At 68.5% G+C, this 18152-nt stretch carries 17 protein-coding genes; 11 read left to right on the forward strand and 6 right to left on the reverse strand.

Annotated elements, in window-relative coordinates; translation table 11 throughout:
* Both MAE01_RS05325 and MAE01_RS05330 read right to left on the reverse strand, forming a co-directional pair.
* On the reverse strand, nt 1-459 hold the full coding sequence (locus MAE01_RS05325; protein WP_186806130.1) for an SRPBCC family protein: 459 nt from the start codon (nt 457-459) through the stop codon (nt 1-3).
* A gap of 16 nt (nt 460-475) precedes the next feature.
* Entirely contained in the window at nt 476-1012 is a 537-nt protein-coding gene (locus MAE01_RS05330; protein ID WP_147038503.1) for a MarR family winged helix-turn-helix transcriptional regulator, read from the reverse strand.
* 155 nt (nt 1013-1167) lie between these two features.
* On the opposite strand from MAE01_RS05330, the gene MAE01_RS05335 reads away from it, so the two are divergent.
* The 3 genes from MAE01_RS05335 to MAE01_RS05345 are packed head-to-tail and all read left to right on the forward strand — an operon-like array spanning nt 1168 to nt 4603.
* Complete coding sequence (locus tag MAE01_RS05335) at nt 1168-1944, forward strand: electron transfer flavoprotein subunit beta/FixA family protein (RefSeq protein ID WP_147038504.1); 777 nt, start codon at nt 1168-1170, stop codon at nt 1942-1944.
* A 2-nt stretch (nt 1945-1946) separates the two neighbouring features.
* Nucleotides 1947-2918, forward strand: a complete 972-nt coding sequence (locus MAE01_RS05340; protein WP_147038505.1) for an electron transfer flavoprotein subunit alpha/FixB family protein — start codon at nt 1947-1949, stop codon at nt 2916-2918.
* A 2-nt stretch (nt 2919-2920) separates the two neighbouring features.
* Nucleotides 2921-4603 carry a cytochrome b/b6 domain-containing protein gene (locus MAE01_RS05345; RefSeq protein ID WP_147038506.1) on the forward strand — a complete coding sequence of 561 codons (1683 nt, stop codon included), beginning with the start codon at nt 2921-2923 and terminating at the stop codon, nt 4601-4603.
* A gap of 114 nt (nt 4604-4717) precedes the next feature.
* Here MAE01_RS05345 and MAE01_RS05350 read toward each other — a convergent pair whose 3' ends face one another.
* The gene (locus tag MAE01_RS05350) at nt 4718-5227 is read right to left on the reverse strand and encodes a GNAT family N-acetyltransferase (protein WP_147038507.1); all 510 of its coding nucleotides are present in this window, start codon (nt 5225-5227) and stop codon (nt 4718-4720) included.
* Nucleotides 5228-5335: 108 nt separating this feature from the next.
* Between MAE01_RS05350 and MAE01_RS05355 the strand changes: the two genes are divergently transcribed.
* The 8 genes from MAE01_RS05355 to rocD all read left to right on the forward strand — a co-directional run bounded on the left by MAE01_RS05355 (nt 5336) and on the right by rocD (nt 14124).
* On the forward strand, nt 5336-5896 hold the full coding sequence (locus MAE01_RS05355; RefSeq protein ID WP_147038508.1) for an acyl-CoA thioesterase: 561 nt from the start codon (nt 5336-5338) through the stop codon (nt 5894-5896).
* Between the two features lie 65 nt (nt 5897-5961).
* The gene (locus MAE01_RS05360; RefSeq protein WP_147038509.1) at nt 5962-6402 is read left to right on the forward strand and encodes a DUF4190 domain-containing protein; all 441 of its coding nucleotides are present in this window, start codon (nt 5962-5964) and stop codon (nt 6400-6402) included.
* 100 nt (nt 6403-6502) lie between these two features.
* Nucleotides 6503-10144, forward strand: a complete 3642-nt coding sequence (locus tag MAE01_RS05365; protein WP_147038510.1) for a proline dehydrogenase family protein — start codon at nt 6503-6505, stop codon at nt 10142-10144.
* Nucleotides 10145-10232: 88 nt separating this feature from the next.
* Nucleotides 10233-10667 carry a hypothetical protein gene (locus MAE01_RS05370; RefSeq protein ID WP_147038511.1) on the forward strand — a complete coding sequence of 145 codons (435 nt, stop codon included), beginning with the start codon at nt 10233-10235 and terminating at the stop codon, nt 10665-10667.
* Nucleotides 10667-10894 (forward strand): helix-turn-helix transcriptional regulator, encoded by a 228-nt coding sequence (locus tag MAE01_RS05375; RefSeq protein WP_147038512.1) that lies wholly within the window; start codon nt 10667-10669, stop codon nt 10892-10894. Before MAE01_RS05370 ends, MAE01_RS05375 begins: the two co-directional genes overlap by 1 nt.
* A 1-nt stretch (nt 10895) precedes the next feature.
* Nucleotides 10896-11891, forward strand: a complete 996-nt coding sequence (locus tag MAE01_RS05380; RefSeq protein ID WP_147038513.1) for an NAD(P)-dependent alcohol dehydrogenase — start codon at nt 10896-10898, stop codon at nt 11889-11891.
* Between the two features lie 158 nt (nt 11892-12049).
* Complete coding sequence (gene ddaH / locus MAE01_RS05385) at nt 12050-12928, forward strand: dimethylargininase (protein WP_147038514.1); 879 nt, start codon at nt 12050-12052, stop codon at nt 12926-12928.
* Nucleotides 12925-14124 (forward strand): ornithine--oxo-acid transaminase, encoded by a 1200-nt coding sequence (rocD, locus tag MAE01_RS05390; RefSeq protein WP_147038515.1) that lies wholly within the window; start codon nt 12925-12927, stop codon nt 14122-14124. Before ddaH ends, rocD begins: the two co-directional genes overlap by 4 nt.
* Nucleotides 14125-14170: 46 nt before the next feature.
* On the opposite strand, the gene MAE01_RS05395 is transcribed toward rocD, so the two are convergent.
* The 3 genes from MAE01_RS05395 to MAE01_RS05405 all read right to left on the reverse strand — a co-directional run.
* Nucleotides 14171-15505 carry an MFS transporter gene (locus MAE01_RS05395; protein WP_147038516.1) on the reverse strand — a complete coding sequence of 445 codons (1335 nt, stop codon included), beginning with the start codon at nt 15503-15505 and terminating at the stop codon, nt 14171-14173.
* A 155-nt stretch (nt 15506-15660) separates the two neighbouring features.
* Nucleotides 15661-17583 (reverse strand): BCCT family transporter, encoded by a 1923-nt coding sequence (locus tag MAE01_RS05400; protein ID WP_147038517.1) that lies wholly within the window; start codon nt 17581-17583, stop codon nt 15661-15663.
* A 39-nt stretch (nt 17584-17622) separates the two neighbouring features.
* Nucleotides 17623-18152: MFS transporter (locus MAE01_RS05405; RefSeq protein WP_147038518.1), on the reverse strand; the 530-nt coding region annotated here is incomplete at its 5' end.

An 18152-nucleotide genomic window follows, 5' to 3' on the forward strand; every position in this document is an offset into this window, starting at 1 on the left:
TTACGCGCGCCGGGCGCTGACCGAAACGGTCAGCACGTCGTTGCGCTCCTCGATCAGCCGGCGCATGTAGGCGCGCATGAAGAGCCGATCGACGAGTGCGCCGAGCGGGCCGAACGGCGAGCGGAACGTGATGATGTCGCGCATGAGCGTGCCCTCGGGATGCTCGATGAAGACGTGCTCATGATGGAAGGCGCCGAAGGGACCTTTGATCTGCCGGTCGCAGAAGCGGTGCGGCGGATTGATGTCGAAGACGACGGTGGTGAGCCGAAACGGGATGCCGAAATGACGTGCGCGCCAGGTGACTGTCGAGCCCTCGGTGAAGACGCCGTCCGCGGGGCCCTGCACCATCGTTTCGCCGTAGCGCGCCATGGTCTCGACGTGGAGCGCCGGATCGAGGGAGGCGGCGAATACCGCGGCGGGTGCAGCGGGGATCACGCGGTCGAGCGTGAAGGTCGCCATCAGCAGACCTCCGCCGTCACAGCGGGTCGGGCAGCGGCCGCGGATCGGTGAAGTCGCCGGCATCCCGGCGCAGACGCGCGACGATGCCGACGAGGTCGGCGGTGTCGGTCTCGCTGAGCCCGGGGCGGCTGAACACCTCGTCGTTGAGCGCATCCGTCGCGCGCTCGACGAGAGCCCGGCCGTCATCGGTGAGCGCCAGCATCGCAGCGCGTCCGTCGTGCGGGTGCGGTTCGCGGACGATCAGTCCGTCGCGGATGAGTCTTTCGGCGGTGCTCGTGACGGTCGTCGCGTGCACCTGCAGACGGGAGACGACGCTCGACAGCGGAAGGCGTCCCTGCCGGCTGAAGGCCAGCAGGCGCAGCACCTCGAAGCGTGCGAACGACAACGCGAACGGCTTCAGCGCGGCATCCACTCGCGCGAGCAGAAGCTGCTGCGCACGCATGATCGAGATGACCGCGGTCATGCCGCCAGCGGCATCCGTCCATCCGTGCGCGATCCACTGCCGTTTCGCCTCGGCGAGCGGATCGATCGGGAGCGGACGGGGGTTGGCCATGCTGACTACGGTATCGGGTGCGCCTCTGCGGCATTGACGGGCGCTTTGTGTATACATAGCGACCGTCCCACCGGCTCAACGCCCGATGAAGTCTCGCCGATTGGCTACATAACAATGCCTCCCGCTAGACTCGGCCCTGTCGTGAGGAGCATTCGATGAAGATCTTCGTCCTGGTCAAAGAGGTGCCTGACACCTATGGCGATCGCAAGCTGAATCTCGAGACCGGATTGGCCGATCGTGGCGCCGGTGATGTGGTTCTGGATGAGATCACCGAGCGTGCTCTCGAGGTCGCTCTCTCCTTCGCGGACAAGAACGATGGCACCGAGGTGGTGGCCCTCGCGATGGCTCCGGAGTCGTCTACGGCATCCATCCGACGCGCTCTCGCGATCGGCGCGGGATCCGCTGTGCATGTCGTCGACGAGGACCTCGCCGGCGCGGACCTGGGTCTGACGGCTGAGACGCTCGCTGCCGCGATCCGCCGCGCTGAGCCGGACCTGGTCATCACGGGAAACCTCTCCACTGATGGCTCCGGTGGTGTGATCCCCGCGATGCTCGCCGAGCACCTGGGCTTCGCGCAGGCGACGGCACTGAACGCGGTCGAGATCACCTCCGAAGGCGTCTCGGGCACGCGCGCGGCGGACGACGGCAACCAGTCGGTGTCGGTCTCGTTCCCGGCGGTCATCTCGATCACCGAGGCGCTTCCGGATGCGCGGTTCCCGAACTTCAAGGGCATCATGGCGGCGAAGAAGAAGCCCCTCGAGGTGCTCTCGCTCGCTGATCTCGGCGTCTCCGCTGACCCTGCTGCAGCGCCCCGCACGATCATGACGACCGTGTCCGAGAAGCCCCCGCGCGCGGCGGGTGTGAAGATCACCGATGAGGGCGACGCCGGTGCGCAGCTGGTCGAGTTCCTCGCGCAGAACAGGCTGGTGTGACGATGACCTACCCCGCAGACTCCGTCCTCGTCCTCGTCGACGTCACCCCTTCCGGTGATGCGGCCAGCTCGACGGCGGCCCTGATCGGTGCCGCCTCGCTGGTCGGTTCGCCCGTCGCGCTGGTTCCCGGTGGCGCCCAGGCCGCCGTGGATGCCGCGGCTGCCGCCGGCGCGCAGGTCGTTCTCACCTCGGATGCTGACGCCGAAACCCTCACGGTCCCGCTGGTCGATGCGCTGCAGGCGGCGTACAAGAAGGTGCAGCCTGCGGCTGTGCTGATCTCGAACTCCATCACCGGTCGGGATGTCGCCGGGCGGCTCGCTGTCCGCGAGAAGCTCGCCGTCTCGGTCGACGCGATCGGCGTCTCCCGTGACGAGGAGGGCATCGTCGCGCACCACTCCGTGTACGGCGGCGCGTATCTCGTCGACTCGGCGCCCACCTTCGGGGCGCCGGTGATCACGATCCGCCAGGGAGCGGTGGATGCTCGCGCCGAGGCCGTCGCCTCACCTGCTGTCGAGGCGCTTGAGGTCGCCGCATCCGGCGCTGCCGCCGCTAAGGCTGGCACGGTCGAGGTCGTCGAGGTCGAGTCCTCCCGCCCCGAGCTGCGCGGTGCCACGAAGGTCGTCTCGGGTGGCCGTGGTCTCGGGTCGAAGGAGCAGTTCGTTCTCATCGAGCAGCTCGCCGACGCGCTGGGCGCGGCGATCGGTGCCTCGCGTGCGGCGGTGGATGCCGGATACATCCCCTACGCCCACCAGGTCGGACAGACCGGCGTCTCGGTGTCGCCTCAGCTGTATGTCGCGGTCGGGATCTCGGGTGCGATCCAGCACCGGGCCGGCATGCAGACCGCGAAGACCATCGTCGCGATCAACAAGGACGGCGACGCCCCGATCTTCGACATCGCCGATTTCGGCATCGTCGGCGACCTGTTCACGATCGTGCCGCAGGTCGTCGAGGCCCTCGAAGCACGGAAGAAGTAGTCATGGCGACGCGGATGCTCAGGCGGGGCCTGCCGCGAGTGGCCGGCGGAGAGCCCTGGCCCCCGGCCGGTGATGTCGAGGTGGCGGATGCTGCGTCACCTGCTGCTGGGGCAGCTGCTAGGTCTGGGGCGGCGCCGGCGGCTGGGGAAGGCTTCGACTCCCTGACGGTCGCTCAGCCCGTTTCGTCTCCGGCTGCTCCGCAGCCTGCGCTCAACGACCCGCAAGATCAGCCCACGGGAGGGGCGGCGCTGCGCCGTGGACTTCCGCGCACTCCCGGCGGTGAGCCCTGGCCTCCCGCGGATGCCGCGCCTGCCGCCGCATCCGCTGCTGCTCCGGCCACCGCTGCTGCTCCCGCCGCCGCGGCTGCTCTCGCTGCCGCTGCCCCCGAGGGCTCCCCGCGGGTCGTTGAGCGAGCCGAAGGCGAGACGAAACGGGTTGAGCGAGCGCAGCGAGTCGAAGCCACCGCTCCCGCAGTAGCCACCTCCGGCGAAGCCCTTCGCCGCGGCCTCCCGCGCACGCCCGGTGGCGAGCCGTGGCCCCCGGCCGGCACGACCGCGGTCGTCGCTGCTCCGGTCGCTGAGCCTGTCGAAGCGTCCGAAGCTGCCGCAGCGACGGCGAGCGCTTCAACCGGCTCAGTGAGCGCTGCCCCGGCATCCACCGCCGTCGCAGCGATCGACGTGAGCACGCCGCTGCCGTTCCAGCGCACGGTGTTCCCCGGCAAGACCGCGTTCACGCGTTCCGCGCCGAACCCGGAACCGGTCCGCATCGGCCCGTTCACCAAGGCCCAGTGGGCTGGCACCGTGCTCGTCGGTGGCATCGCCCTGCTGGGAGCTGCCGCGATGGCGGTGCTGCTGGTGCGCTGGCTGCTCAGCTTCGGCGCTCTGCAGGACTTCGTCGCCACCTACCCGGGCGAGTACCACCTGCCCGAAGGGGCTCCGGTCGGATTCCCCGGGTGGCTCGGGTGGCAGCACTTCTTCAACGTCTTCCTGATGGTGCTGATCATCCGCTCCGGGCTCCGCATCCGGAACGAGAAACGTCCCACCGCGTTCTGGACTCCTCGGGGCAACGCCAAGGGCAAGGTCAGCCTGACGATCTGGTTCCACCAGGCCCTCGACATCCTCTGGCTGCTCAACGGTGTCGTCTTCGTCGTGATGCTGTTCGTCACCGGCCAGTGGATGCGGGTGATCCCCACCAGCTGGGAGGTCTTCCCCAACGCGATCTCCGCGGTGCTGCAGTACATCTCGCTGGACTGGCCGACCGAGAACGGCTGGGTGAACTACAACTCCATCCAGCAGATCGCCTACTTCGCGACGATCTTCCTCGCGGCCCCGCTCGCGGCCGTCACCGGATTCCGGATGAGTGGCATGTGGCCCAAGAACGCCGAGAAGCTCAGCAAGGCATACCCGATCGAGTGGGCGCGCGCGCTGCACTTCCCGGTGATGCTCTACTTCCTCGTGTTCATCGCGATCCACGTGTTCCTCGTGTTCGCCACCGGGGCGCTGCGGAACCTGAACCACATGTACGCCGCGCAGGGGTCTGTCGACCCCAACGCGTATGCGGACAACTGGACAGGATTCTGGTTCCTCGTGGCATCCCTCGTCGTCATTGCCGCAGCCTGGATCGCCGCACGTCCGCTGGTGCTCGCACCGATCGCGAAACTGTTCGGCACGGTCAGCAGCCGCTGACGCGGAGCGAGCGGGGGAGCGGCTTCGACTCGCTCCGCTCGCTCAGCCCGTTTCGTCTGCGCGGCCTTCGGCCGCTCCGCTCAACGACCCGCGGGAAGACCCCGCGCTAGCGGCTCAGGGGCGGACGAAGCGGACTTCGGTGAGCGTCTCGCCGAGGAACGGCTCGGTGTGCGTCGCGCCGTCGAGGTGGAAGCCGTTGCGCGTGTAGAAGCGGTGGGCGCGCGGGTTGTCCTCGGCGACCCACAGGTACAGCGGCTCGTCCTTCTCGACGGCGGCGTCGAAGAGCTTCTGGCCGAGTCCGGTGGAGTGCCACTCGTGCAGCAGGTAGATGAAGTACAGCTCGCGGAACGCCGGAGAATCCTTGTCGCGGGCAGGTCCCGATCCTACGAATCCGACGATCTCGCCGTCGACGAGCGCGGCGCTCATCTTGAAGTCGTCTCCCTGAGAGGCCCAGTGCGTCCACAGCTCGGCCATGCGGCGGGGGGAGACCCGCTCGAGCGCAGCCTTGCTGATCAGGTGGTCGTAGGTCTCGTGCCAGCACTGGGCGTGCACGCGGCCAAGGGCTTCCGCATCCACATCACGGACCGGACGGACAATGACTTCAGGCTGGGCATCGGCGCTCATGCCGCGACTCTACGCGCGCCCCGCGAGAACGGGAAATCGAGGGACGCCGCTGTCACATTCCTACAATCGTCTCCGCGGATCGTGCGCCGGTGACTACCATCGAACCTCGTGAACGTGATCTGGCGAACCCTGCTCGTGATGTGGCGTGCGCGCCGTCGGCTGCGACGCGAAGGACGCATCGCACCGACGGAGATCAGCCGGATCCGACTGACCACCCTGCCGACCGACATCGACGTGCTCCGGCACATGAACAACGGCCGCTACCTGTCGCTGTTCGACCTCGGCCGCTGGGATCTGCTCACGCGCACCGGCATGGGCGATGCGATGAAGCGCTACGGCTGGTACGGGGTCGTGTCCGCCGAGACCGTCACCTTCCGCAAGTCGCTTGAGCTGTGGCAGCGCTTCGACGTCGAGTCGCGCCTGCTCGGTCACGACGACAAGGCGATCTACCTGGAGCACCGTGCTGTCGTGGACGGCGAGATCTACGCCAGGGCGATCATCCGCAGCCGCATGCTCAAGCGTTCGGGCGGCACACTTTCGCACGAGGAGCTGTTCGGCGCGATCGGTCGCCCCGAGGGGCTCCCAGAGGTCGAGCAGTGGATGCACGACTGGGCGGAAGCCTCGTCGCTGCCGCCGACGCGGGCGGATGCTCCCAGCATCTGGAAGTGACTCAGGGGCCCTGGTGACGCGCCGGCTGACGCATTAGTGTCGAACGCTAAGCGAGGGAGCACCACATGTCAGACGAGCGTAAGAACCCCGATCCGGATCACCCTCAGTTCGGAACTCCGCAGTATCCCGATCCGGTCGCGCCGGTCGCTTACCCCGGAGCGGTCGCGCCGGGCAGCATGTCGGATGCGCCGGGCAGCATGTCGGAGCAGTACCCCGGATACACCGGACCTTCCCCGTACCCGCCGGCACCCATCAGCCAGAGCCCTGGCGCAGGAGGGCTGGCGATCGCCGCGCTGATCGTCGGCATCTTCGCCTTCCTGCTCGGCTGGGTTCCGGTGATCGGCTTCACCCTCGCCGTCGCGGGTATCGTGCTCGGCATCCTCGCCGTGCGCCGGCCGCGCGGCAAGGCATTCGGGATCACGGCGATCGTGCTGTCGGCGCTCGGTGCGCTGGCCGGTCTCCTCCTGGTGGTCGGCATCCTCGCCTGGATGCCGATCGCGAACTGACCACACCGCACCAGCACGGTCGCGGAGAGAGCCGCACAAGCCTGAGGTCGCTTCGCTGTGGCGCCTCGCCAGCGGGCCTGGGCGAATCTAGGCTGAAGACATGTCAGTGTCGCCCGCCCACGGGGCATCCCCTCTCGCCGACAGCGCGGTCGAACTCGCGCGCCGGTGGATCGTCGAAGCATCCGAGGCCGAGGTCGACCCCGCCGCCGAACGCCTCGCCGACGTCCTCCAGGACGAGAACGGCCTGCCCTTCACCCTCGGCTTCGTCGACGGTGTCATGCGCCCGGAGAGCCTGTCCGCCGCGGCGGCGCAGCTGCAGCGGATCGCCCCCATCGTCCCCGACTTCCTGCCGTGGTACCTGCGCGGTGCCGTGCGCGTCGGCGGCGGAATCGCTCCCGTGCTGCCTTCCCCGGTGGTGCCGATCGCCCGCCGCGTGCTGCGCGAGATGGTCGGACACCTCGTCGTCGACGCCCGCCCGGCCAAGCTCGGAGCGGCGATAGAGAAACTCCGTGAATCGGGCGCGCGGCTGAACCTCAATCTGCTCGGCGAGGCCGTGCTCGGAGAGGACGAGGCCAAGCGGCGGCTCGACGGCATCCACGACCTCATCCGGCGCGACGACGTCGACTACGTCTCCGTCAAGGTCTCGTCCGTCATGAGCCACCTGTCGATGTGGGCCTTCGACGAGGTGGTCGAGCGCGTGGTCGAGCGCCTGACGCCGCTGTACATCACGGCAGCGAAGACCGGCACCTTCATCAATCTCGACATGGAGGAGTACCGCGACCTCGACCTGACCATCGCTGTGTTCACCCGCATCCTCGAGAACCCGCGCCTGCAGCTGCTCGAAGCCGGCATCGTGCTGCAGGCGTACCTCCCTGACGCGCTCGGAGCCATGAGGGAGCTCACGGCCTGGGCGAAGGATCGCGTCGCGCACGGGGGAGCGAAGATCAAGGTGCGGCTCGTCAAGGGCGCCAACCTCCCGATGGAGCAGGTGGATGCCGTTACGCACGGCTGGCCGCTGGCCACTTACGAGACCAAGCTCGACACGGACGCGAATTATCTGCGAGTGCTCGACGAGGCGCTGCGGCCCGAGAACACGGCCGCAGTCCGGCTCGGGATCGCCGGGCACAATCTGTTCGGCATCGCGTACGCCTGGCTGCTCGCCGGAGAACGCGGCGTCCGCAGCGAGATCGACTTCGAGATGCTGCTCGGCATGGCGCAGGGGCAGGTGCAGGCCGTCTCCCGCGAGGTCGGACCGGTGCTGCTGTACGTGCCCGTCGTGAAACCCGAGGAGTTCGACGTCGCCATCAGCTACCTGGTGCGCAGGCTGGAGGAGAACGCCGAGCAGGACAACTTCCTCTCCGCGGCGTTCCACCTGCATGACGACGAGAGCCTGTTCGCGCGCGAGCGCGACCGTTTCCTGCGGGCGCTCGCACGCGCCGACGATCGGACTATGCGGACGGTGCCGTTCCGGACGCAGAATCGTCGGACGCCGGTGCACGAGTCGCTGCGACCTCCTGCTGCAGCGCAGGCCGAGGACGGCGACCTCACCCAGGTCGTGCTCGGTATCGCGCGCGGATCCGGCAGCGGCGATGCCTTCGTCGAGACGGCCGTCTATTCCAAGCGCGAGCTGGAGGCGGACTCGGGTGGCGCCCCAGGTTTCCGCAACACCCCCGACAGCGACCCGGCGCTTCCGGCGAACCGCGAGTGGGCCCGCGGCATCCGCTCCCGCATCGCGACCTCGACAGCGGGTCTCGACACGCTCAGGGCGGCACGCGTCGACGACGAGAGTCTGCTCGACCAGACGATCGAGCGGGTGCGCACGGCGGCTCCGGCGTGGGGCGCGCGCCCGGCCGCGGAGCGCGCGGAAACACTGCTGCGCGCCGCCGCCGCCCTCGAGTCACGCCGCGCAGAACTCATCGAGGTCGCGGCCTCCGAAACGGGCAAGGTGCTTGCCGAGGCCGACATCGAGGTCAGCGAGGCCGTCGACTTCGCCCGCTACTACGGCGTCAAGGCGCGCGAACTGGATGCCATCACCGGTGCCTCTTTCGAGCCGGCACGGCTCACGGTCGTCACGCCGCCGTGGAACTTCCCGCTCGCGATTCCCGCCGGGGGAGTGCTCGCGGCGCTCGCCGCAGGATCCGGCGTCGTCTTCAAGCCCGCGCCGCAGGCGCGCCGCTGCGCCGCCGTGATCGCCGAGGCGCTGTGGGAGGCCGGCATCCCGCGCGATGTCCTCGCGCTCGTCGACATCGAGGAGGGGGCGCTCGGTCAGCGGCTCATCTCGAGTGAGGCGGTGGACCGCGTCATCCTCACCGGCTCGTGGGACACCGCTGCGCTGTTCCGGTCCTGGCGCCCTGACCTGCCGCTGCTCGCCGAGACCAGCGGCAAGAACGCGATCGTCATCGCGCCCTCCGCCGACCTCGATCTCGCGGTCGCCGACCTGGTCAAGAGCGCGTTCGGTCACGCCGGGCAGAAGTGCTCGGCGGCATCCCTGGTGATCCTCGTCGGACCGGTCGGGCGCTCCAAGCGCTTCGCGCGTCAGCTCGTGGATGCCGTCCGCTCGTTGCACGTCGGATGGACGACGGACCCTCTGAGCGAGGTCGGCCCGGTGATCGAGAAGCCGCAGGGCAAACTCGCTTGGGCGCTCAGCGAGCTGGAGGGCGATGAGCAGTGGCTGATCAAGCCGCAGCCGGTCGCCGGGGATGACACCGGGCGGATGTGGCGGCCCGGGGTTCGCGTCGGCGTGCAGCCGGGCTCGCGATTCCACATGGAGGAGTTCTTCGGACCCGTGCTCGGCATCATGCACGCCTCGACGCTCGAGCGCGCGATCGAGATGCAGAACGCCGTGGACTACGGCCTCACGGCAGGGCTCCACACACAGGATCCCGCCGACCTCGCCGTGTGGCTCGACCGAGTCCAGGCCGGAAACCTCTACGTGAACCGGGGCATCACCGGTGCCATCGTGCAGCGTCAGCCGTTCGGAGGATGGAAGCGCTCGTCCGTCGGACCCGGCACCAAGGCCGGCGGACCGAACTACCTGATCGGGCTCGGCAGCTGGCACGCACGCAGCGGCGGCCCGGCATCCAGCACGTTGCACCTGCGCGGCCTGGACTCGCGCATCACCGACCTCATCGAAGCAGCGCAGCCCTCCCTCGACTTCGAGAGCTTCGAATGGCTGCGCCGTGCGGCGCTGTCGGATGCCGTGGCCTGGGACCGCGAGTTCGGCCAGGTGCGAGACGTCTCGCAACTCGGTGTCGAGCGGAACCTGTTCCGCTACCGGCCGTTGCCGGTGATGATCCGCGCGACGGGGGATGCCGGCTGGCACGAGCTGCTGCGCGTGGTCATCGCCGGCATCCGCACCGGATCGAAGTTCTTCCTCTCGACGCCGGTGGGCCTGCCCGCCGAAGTGCGCCGGACCCTGTCCGAACTGCGCGTGCCGGTCGCGGTCGAGAGCGACGAGGAATGGGTGGCTCGGATGTCGCGCGAGGATGAGACCGACCTTCTCGCTGCGGATGCCGCGCCGCGCGCCTCGCGCGTGCGCCTGGTGGGACCGCGGGATGCCGTCGCGGTCCTCCACCGCCGGCTCGCGGAGGCCGTCGGCGGTGATCCAGACCTTGCGGTCTACGACGGCGAGGTCACTTCGGCCGGGCGCATCGAGCTGCTGCCGTTCGTGCACGAGCAGGCGATCGCCATCACCGCGCACCGGTTCGGAAACCCGGATGACTGGAGCGCGAGCATCATCTGACTCGACCCAAGTGTAAAAAATTCTTGACACGGATGCCGTGACCGCAGTAGCTTGAAGGTGTCAAGAATCTTTTACACCGGAGGTCATCATGGTCTACGCAGAACGCACCGTCTGGGCGACGCTGATCGCCACAGCCGTCATCATCCCGGGCTATATCGTCGTGATCCTGCAGCAGGCGGGTGACGGGCCGCTCACCTCGGTCGACTGGTTCCCGATCATGCTGTGGGCGATCGGCATCAGCATCGTGGGCGCCATCGTCATCGGCATCCTGTGGGGGATCGTCATCGGCCTCCGCGATCCGAACGGCGCGACGACCTCCGACATCCGCGATCGAGACATCGACCGGATGGGCGGGCGCGTCGAGCACTCGCTGCTCGTGATCACCGGACTCGGCGTCATCGCGCTGTGCGCGGTCGGGGCCGACGTGTTCTGGATCGCCAACGCGATGTTCATCGGCTTCGCGATCTCCGCGTTCGTCGGCGGCGTGGCGCGAGTCATCGCGTACCGGCGAGGACTCGCGTGATGGTCAAGCCCACACTCGTCACCAACAGCATCCGCGCACGACGCGAGGAGGCCGGCATCACACAGGCCGATCTCGCCGGCCGTATCGGCGTCACCCGCCAGACGCTCATCGCCATCGAGCAGGGCAGGTATTCGCCCACGCTCGAACTCGCCTTTCAGATCGCTCGCGCTTTCGAGGTCGGCATCGACGACCTCTTCCAATACCCGGCCCAATCCTCAGGGGACTGACATGAGCACCACGATCACGAAGACCATGCCCGCCTGGCTCAACGACAGCTACGGCCCAGCCGCCGGCACCCGGCGGGAGACGGTGGCCACACCGCAGCCGGGACGCGGCGAGGTGCTGCTGCGCATCCGCGCCACCGCGCTCAACGCCGCCGACGTGCGACTCATGCTGGGCGATCCGCTGCTGATGCGGCTCGTGTTCGGCCTGCGGCGCCCCAAGCAGCCGATCCGAGGAAACGATGTCGCAGGCACGGTCGTCGCGGTCGGCGAGGACGTCGACGCGGCCCTGATCGGCGACGAGGTCGTCGCCGAGCTCGACAGCGGCGGGCTCGCGGCCTACGCCGTCGCCCGCGCTGACCGGCTCGTCACGCGTCCGGAAGCGCTGGCACCCGAGGCCGCGGCCACGCTGCCCATCTCGGGCGGCACGGCCGTGCAAGCGCTGGATGCCGCCGGCATCAGCACCGGCCAGCGGGTGCTCGTGATCGGAGCATCCGGGGGAGTGGGCACCTTCGTGGTGCAGCTCGCGGCCCTGCGCGGTGCGGAGGTGTGGGCGACCTGCGGCCAGCCCAACCGTGCACTGGTGGAATCGCTCGGCGCCACCCGCACGTTCGACTACCGCACCACCGATCTCTCCACGCTCCCGGGTTCGTTCGACGCGATCATCGAGATCGCGGGCTCCCGGCCGCTGCGCCGGCTCAAGCGCCTGCTGACCCCGACCGGGGTGGTCGCGATGGTCGGTGGGGACGGCGGCCACGTGCTCGGTCCGATTCCCCGGATCCTGCGCGGGCTGCTCCTGTCCATCGGCTCTCGCCGCAGCATCCGCATGGTCGCCGCCGTCGCGAAGCGCGACGTCAACGAGCAGCTCGTCGCGCTCGCGCTTGCCGGGCGGATTACGCCCGTGATCGAGCGGACGCTGCCATGGGATGCCGCGGTCGAGGGGCTCGCCCGCCTCGAATCCGGCCACACGGTCGGGAAGGTCGTGGTGCTCGGGATGCCGTGAGCTGGTGGCGAACATCCAGGGCCGGATGCCAGAATGAAACCGGCGTGCCTGCGTCGCATCTTCCCCGCCCTCGATCCCTGAGCCTGTCGAAGGGGCGAACGGGTCGAACTTCCGCCGGGCCCCTGGACAGCGTCCGCCGCATCTCTTCGAGGAGCAAGATGTCGACGCCAGAAACCGTCACCGCCCCCGCGCCCGTCCGAACCGCGCAGCACCGCCGCTACCTGATGTGCCGTCCGGAGCACTTCACGGTCAGCTACAAGATCAACCCGTGGATGGAGCCCGCCAAGCCCACCGACACGGCCAACGCGGTCGCCCAGTGGCAGAAGCTGTACGACCTGTATCTGGAACTCGGCCACGAGGTCGAGCTCATCGAGCCGCTCGCCGGCTACCCCGACATGGTCTACACCGCCAACGGCGGTTTCCTGATCGACGGTCGCGCCTACGTGCCGAAGTTCCGGTTCGAGCAGCGCGCCGGCGAAGCGCCGGCCTTCGCGGACTGGTTCCGCGACCACGACCTCGACACCATCGAACCCGATGAGGTCAACGAGGGGGAGGGTGACTTCCTGCTCGTCGGGAACACGATCCTCGCCGGCACGGGCTTCCGCTCCACCGGAGACAGTCACCGCGAGGTCGGCGAGGTCTTCGGTCGCGAGGTCGTCTCGCTGAACCTCGTCGACCCGCGCTTCTACCACCTCGACACCGCGATCGCCGTACTCGATCCGGTCGAGGGCGTCGAGAACGGCGGGCCAGAGAAGGCCAACATCGCCTACCTGCCGGGAGCCTTCGACGACGCGAGCCGCGCGATCCTCGAGGAGCGCTACCCGGATGCCATCCTGGTGTCCGACGAGGACGGCTCGGTGTTCGGGCTGAACTCCGCCAGCGACGGATACAACGTCATCATCTCCCCGCGCGCCAAGGGCTTCGAGAAGCAGCTTCGCGAGCGCGGCTACAACCCGATCACCGTCGACCTTTCGGAGCTGCTGCTCGGCGGCGGCGGCATCAAGTGCTGCACCCTGGAACTGCGAGGCGCGAAATGACCACGACGACCCCGGCGACCGGCACTGAAGCCCACGTCGCCGAGAACTATCACCCGCTTCCGGTGACCATCGCGTCCGGCGAGGGCGTCTGGGTCACGGACACCGAAGGCAAGCGCTACCTCGATCTGCTCGCGGCTTACTCTGCGGTGAACTTCGGGCACCGGCATCCCGCGCTCGTCGATGCCACGGTCCAGCAGCTGGGACGAATCACCCTCACCAGCCGCGCGTTCATGAACGACCGCCTCGAGCCGTTCGCCGAAGCGCTGGCCCGGCTGTGCGGCAAGGAGCTCGTGCTGCCGATGAACACGGGGGCGGAGGCCGTCGAGACGGGCATCAAGGTCGCTCGCGCGTGGGGCTACCGTGTCAAGGGCATCGCCGCGGGGAAGGCGCGCATCGTCGTCGCCGCCGGCAACTTCCACGGCCGCACCACGACGATCGTGAGCTTCAGCGACGACGAGACGGCACGCGCCGGCTTCGGACCGTTCACTCCCGGTTTCGATGCCGTCCCGTACGGAGACGCGGATGCCATCGCCGCAGCCATCACGGACGAGACCGCCGCGGTGCTCGTCGAGCCGATCCAGGGCGAGGCCGGCGTCGTCATCCCACCCGAGGGATACCTGAAACGGATCCGCGAGATCTGCGATGAGCGGGGCGTCCTGTTCATCGCGGACGAGATCCAGGCAGGCCTCGGCCGCGTCGGCGAGACGTTTGCGTGCGACCGTGAGGGCGTCATCCCCGACCTGTACCTGCTCGGCAAGGCGCTCGGCGGCGGCATCCTGCCCGTCTCCGCCGTGGTCGGCGACCGCGATGTGCTCGGGGTCATCCGCCCCGGCGAGCACGGCTCGACCTTCGGAGGTAATCCGCTGGCTGCTGCCGTCGGGCTGCGCGTGGTCGAACTGCTCGAGACCGGCGAGTTCCAGGAACGTGCCCGCCAGCTCGGCGCGCACCTGCAGCAGGGGCTCGAGAAGCTGGTCGGACACGGCGTCACCGGCATCCGCGTCGCAGGGCTCTGGGCCGGCGTCGACATCGACCCCGCCCGCGGCACCGGCCGCGAGATCAGCGAGAAGCTCATGGAGCGCGGTGTGCTCGTCAAGGACACGCACGGCCAGACGATCCGCATCGCGCCGCCGCTGGTGATCCGCGCGACCGAGATCGACTGGGCGCTCGAGCAGCTGCGGGTCGTGCTGGAGGGCTGAGGAGCCCGAAGAGCGGGCGGCGACGGAAAGCCACCGCCCGCTCAGATCATTTCTGAAGGTCGCCCGCCTCTTCGCCGGCCGTGAGCGTTTCGGGCAGACTGCGGATGCCGACGATACCGATCACGCTGAGCACGACGAGATAGCCGGCGACGAGCCACGGGGATCCACCTGCCCAGGCGACCAGCGCTGTCGCGACCAGAGGTGCGGTGCCGCCGACCAGGGCCGCGGGGATCTCTCGAGAGATCGCAATGCCGCTCCACCGCATCCGAGTCGGGAACAGCTCCGCCAGCATCGCCGCGCTCACGCCGATGGTTCCGCCCTGAATGACGGCCAGGCCCAGGATGAGCGAGATCCCTACCACCCAGGAATTCTCGGTGTTGAACAGCCAGAACATCGGGAAAGCGAACACCACGGCGAAGATCGCGGCGGCCATCAGCACAGGTTTGCGGCCGATGCGGTCGGCGAGCCTTCCGCACAGCAGAGTGACCGGGATGGTCAGCAGCTCGGCGGCCACGAGGCCGATGAGTGCGTGCGTGGGATTAACTGTGAGCGTGCCGGTGGTGTACGACAGCGAGAAGGTCTGGACTACGTACACCCAGGGCAGTGCGAAGACGAACAGCGCCATTCCCGCCAGCAGGATGCGCCAGTGACTGCGCACGGCCTCGACCAGCGGCGCGGAGGTGACCTCGCCCTGCTTCTCGGCCGCCTCGAATGCTGCGGTCTCTTTGACGCGCAGGCGGAAATAGAGCGCGAAAGCGACGATGACGATGCTGGCGACGAAGGGGATGCGCCAGCCCCACGACTGGAACTGCTCCTTCGGCAGCAGGCTGATCAGTGCGAATGCGACGGTGGCCAGCGCCATGCCGACATAGACGGCTGCGCCCGGGAAGCCCGCGATGAACGCGCGATTGCGGTTCGGAGCAGACTCGCTGGCCATCGTCATCGCGCCGGCGAACTCGGCGCCAGCACCTGCGCCCTGGAACAGCCGCAGCACGATGAGAAGGACCGGGGCCCAGACGCCGATCGTCTCGCCGGTCGGCAGCAGTCCGATCAGGGTCGTCGCGAGGCCCATCATCAGCAGGGTCACCAGCAGCGTGGTCTTCCTGCCGATCCGGTCGCCGAAGTGCGCGAAGATCAGGCCGCCGATGGGGCGAGCGCCGAAGCCCACCGCGAATCCGGCGAATGCCCCGAGCAGACCGGCGAGGTCGCCTGCGCCCGGAAAGAACAGCGGTGCGAACACCAGCGCCGACGCGAGTCCGTACAACGTGAAGTCATACCATTCGATGATCGTCCCGACAGAGCTCCCGATCACCGCCCGGCGGCGCTGGCTGCGGGTGTCGAGTCCCGAGCTGTCGATGTCGTCGGCGGGCACGGTGGTCATGGCACTCCTTCGTGTGACGGACGTCCGCCGGCGGGGTGAGCGCCAGCGGACACAACGAGAGCCACACTAGGAGCTAAGGAAGCGGGTTTCGATGGGCCCGTGCCACATGTTCTCCCGCCCTTTGTGGGTGGGAGGCATATCGGGGAGTTCGAGCGTCACCGCACCGGCGGAGCCTGGTCCTCTCCGTGCTCTGGGACATCCTGATCGTCGTGCGCCGACAGCTCGTCTTCCGAGACCAGCTCGTCGACGTCGAGCGTTCCTGGCCCCGCGTCGGAGCGGCGTTCCGCGTCGAGCACCTCATGACGGATCCGGATCGGGGCGGTCGGCGAGACCGGGATACCCAGCCGTTGCTGCAGATGGCGCAGCCAGCGCGGCTGCGCACCCAGAACCCCGGTCGCGTCGCGGGATTCGACCTCCAGTCCGTAGTAGTCACCGATCTTGTCGATGAGCTGAGCACGCTCGGCCCGCGCGTAGGCGCGGCGCTCGCGGGTGAACGCCACGACCGTGGACCAGCAGATCAGCAGCATCACGACGCTGAACGGCAGCGCGATCGTTATGGCCGCCGTCTGCAGGGCCGTGAGCCCGCCCGCCAGCAGCAGGGCGATCGCGAGAGCCGCGGTCACGGCGACGAAGAAGGTGCGGATCCAGCGCTTCGGGTTCTGCTGACCGCCGGTGGCGATCATGCCCATCACGAGAGCGCCCGAGTCCGCCGACGTGACGAAGAAGATCGTGATGAGCAGAATCACGCCGATACTGACGATCGTCGTGCCCGGCACGTGCTGAAGCATCTCGAACAGCGCGCCCTGCAGATCGACGCCGCCTTCGTCGTTCAGCAGTACACCGGGATCTGCGAGTTCCATCGCCAGCGCGGAGCCGCCCAGCACCGCGAACCAGAGGATGCCGAGCAGCGTGGGCACGAGGATCACCCCGGCGACGAACTCGCGCACGGTGCGGCCCTTCGAGATGCGAGCGATGAAGATCCCGACGAACGGCGCCCACGAGATCCACCAGCCCCAGTAGAACGAGGTCCATCCGGCCTGCCACGCCTCGCCGGCCTCACCTTGGAACGCGCTGACGTTGAAGGAGAGGCCGACGAAGTTCTGAACGTAGTAGCCGATCGACTGCACGAAGTCGCGCAGCAGGAACTCGCTCGGTCCCACGATGAGCAGATAGAGCACGAGGAGCCCCGCCATCACGAGGTTGATGTTCGACAGCCACTTCATGCCCTTGGTGACCCCGGAGAGCACGGAGGCGAGCACGAACACCGAGATGATCAGGATGATCACCACCTGCGTGGTCTCGTCGGGGTCGGCGATGCCGGCGACGCTGAGTCCCGAGCTGATCTGCAGCACGCCCAGTCCGAGAGAGGTCGCCACGCCGAAGAGCGTGCCGACGAGCGCGATGACGTCGATCGCGTGTCCCCAGCCGCCCTCGACGCGCTTGCCGAGCAGCGGCTCGAGCGTCCAGCGGATCGAGATCGGCCGCCGGCGGCGATGGATGGCGTACGCCAGGGCGAGCCCGATGACGACGTAGATCGACCAGGCGTGCACGCCCCAGTGCAGGTAGGTCTGGCCGAGCGCTGCTTGGGCGAGTTGCTGCGGCGTCCCGGTCACGCCGGGCCGCGGGTCGGCGAAGTGCGTGAGCGGCTCGGAGACGCCGTAGAACACCAGGCCGATGCCCATGCCGGCCGCGAACAGCAGCGAGAACCAGCTCATCAGCGAGAACTCGGGCTCGTCATCGTCCTTGCCGAGCTTGATGTCGCCGAACCTGCTGAAGCCCAGGAACAGGCTGAACACCACGAACACCGCGGCGATCAGCACGTAGTACCAGTTGAACGCGTTGACGATCGTGGTCTGAATCGCCTCGAACAGGCTTTCCGCGATCCCAGGTGCGATGAGCGTGAACGCGACGAACGCGATCACGATCACGGCGGCCGGCCAGAACACCCAGCGCTGCACCGGAGGCAGCGACCGGCGTGGTGCGGCTGTGCCGGCATCCGTCACGTCGGCGGTGGCGGATGCCGCGGCATCCCGTGACTGATCATCATCAGCCGGTCCCTGAGCCTGTCGAAGGGTCATGGCACCCACGCTAGTCACATCGCGCGCGGAGCGGCAGAGTCAGTCGGCGCGTTCGGCGCGTTCCGTCTGCTCGGTGCGGATGGGCGTGGTCGCGGCGGCGACCTCGTCGCTGAAGACGACCGGGTCGACGCGCACGACCGAGATCGGCCGCGTCTCGTCGATGGTGAGCCGGAACCGCGAGCTCTCGTGGCGGTGCAGCCGGCCGGATCCGACGATCCAGGACAGTCCGATCGCCATCGCGACGAGTCCCGCGATGCCGCCGACGAGGATCGCCGCCCTGGGCCCGGCGGCATCGGTGATCCATCCTGCGATGGGTGCGCCGATCGGCGTCGAACCCATCACGACCGCCATGTACAGGGCGAGAACGCGCCCGCGCAGCGCCGGATCGGTCGTGGTCTGCACATAGCCGTTGGCAGTGGTCAGCATGGTCACGGTCGAGAATCCGACGAAGATCAGCACGGCCGCGTAGCTCCAGTAGCTCGGCATCCATGACGACACGACGGATGCCAGTCCGAACAGGCCGGCCGCGAAGATCAGTACGCGAACGCGCGCGCGGTCGCGGCGGGCGG

Origin of the sequence: Microbacterium aerolatum (genome assembly GCF_007988825.1) — a bacterium.
Lineage (GTDB): Bacteria > Actinomycetota > Actinomycetes > Actinomycetales > Microbacteriaceae > Microbacterium > Microbacterium aerolatum.

Coding starts and splice junctions, on each gene's coding strand:
- MAE01_RS05325 (WP_186806130.1), bottom strand. CDS start 459: ATGGCGACCTTCACGCTCGACCGCGTGATCCCCGCTGCACCCGCCGCG.
- MAE01_RS05330 (WP_147038503.1), bottom strand. CDS start 1,012: ATGGCCAACCCCCGTCCGCTCCCGATCGATCCGCTCGCCGAGGCGAAA.
- MAE01_RS05335 (WP_147038504.1), top strand. CDS start 1,168: ATGAAGATCTTCGTCCTGGTCAAAGAGGTGCCTGACACCTATGGCGAT.
- MAE01_RS05340 (WP_147038505.1), top strand. CDS start 1,947: ATGACCTACCCCGCAGACTCCGTCCTCGTCCTCGTCGACGTCACCCCT.
- MAE01_RS05345 (WP_147038506.1), top strand. CDS start 2,921: ATGGCGACGCGGATGCTCAGGCGGGGCCTGCCGCGAGTGGCCGGCGGA.
- MAE01_RS05350 (WP_147038507.1), bottom strand. CDS start 5,227: ATGAGCGCCGATGCCCAGCCTGAAGTCATTGTCCGTCCGGTCCGTGAT.
- MAE01_RS05360 (WP_147038509.1), top strand. CDS start 5,962: ATGTCAGACGAGCGTAAGAACCCCGATCCGGATCACCCTCAGTTCGGA.
- MAE01_RS05365 (WP_147038510.1), top strand. CDS start 6,503: ATGTCAGTGTCGCCCGCCCACGGGGCATCCCCTCTCGCCGACAGCGCG.
- MAE01_RS05370 (WP_147038511.1), top strand. CDS start 10,233: ATGGTCTACGCAGAACGCACCGTCTGGGCGACGCTGATCGCCACAGCC.
- MAE01_RS05375 (WP_147038512.1), top strand. CDS start 10,667: ATGGTCAAGCCCACACTCGTCACCAACAGCATCCGCGCACGACGCGAG.
- MAE01_RS05380 (WP_147038513.1), top strand. CDS start 10,896: ATGAGCACCACGATCACGAAGACCATGCCCGCCTGGCTCAACGACAGC.
- ddaH (WP_147038514.1), top strand. CDS start 12,050: ATGTCGACGCCAGAAACCGTCACCGCCCCCGCGCCCGTCCGAACCGCG.
- rocD (WP_147038515.1), top strand. CDS start 12,925: ATGACCACGACGACCCCGGCGACCGGCACTGAAGCCCACGTCGCCGAG.
- MAE01_RS05395 (WP_147038516.1), bottom strand. CDS start 15,505: ATGACCACCGTGCCCGCCGACGACATCGACAGCTCGGGACTCGACACC.
- MAE01_RS05400 (WP_147038517.1), bottom strand. CDS start 17,583: ATGACCCTTCGACAGGCTCAGGGACCGGCTGATGATGATCAGTCACGG.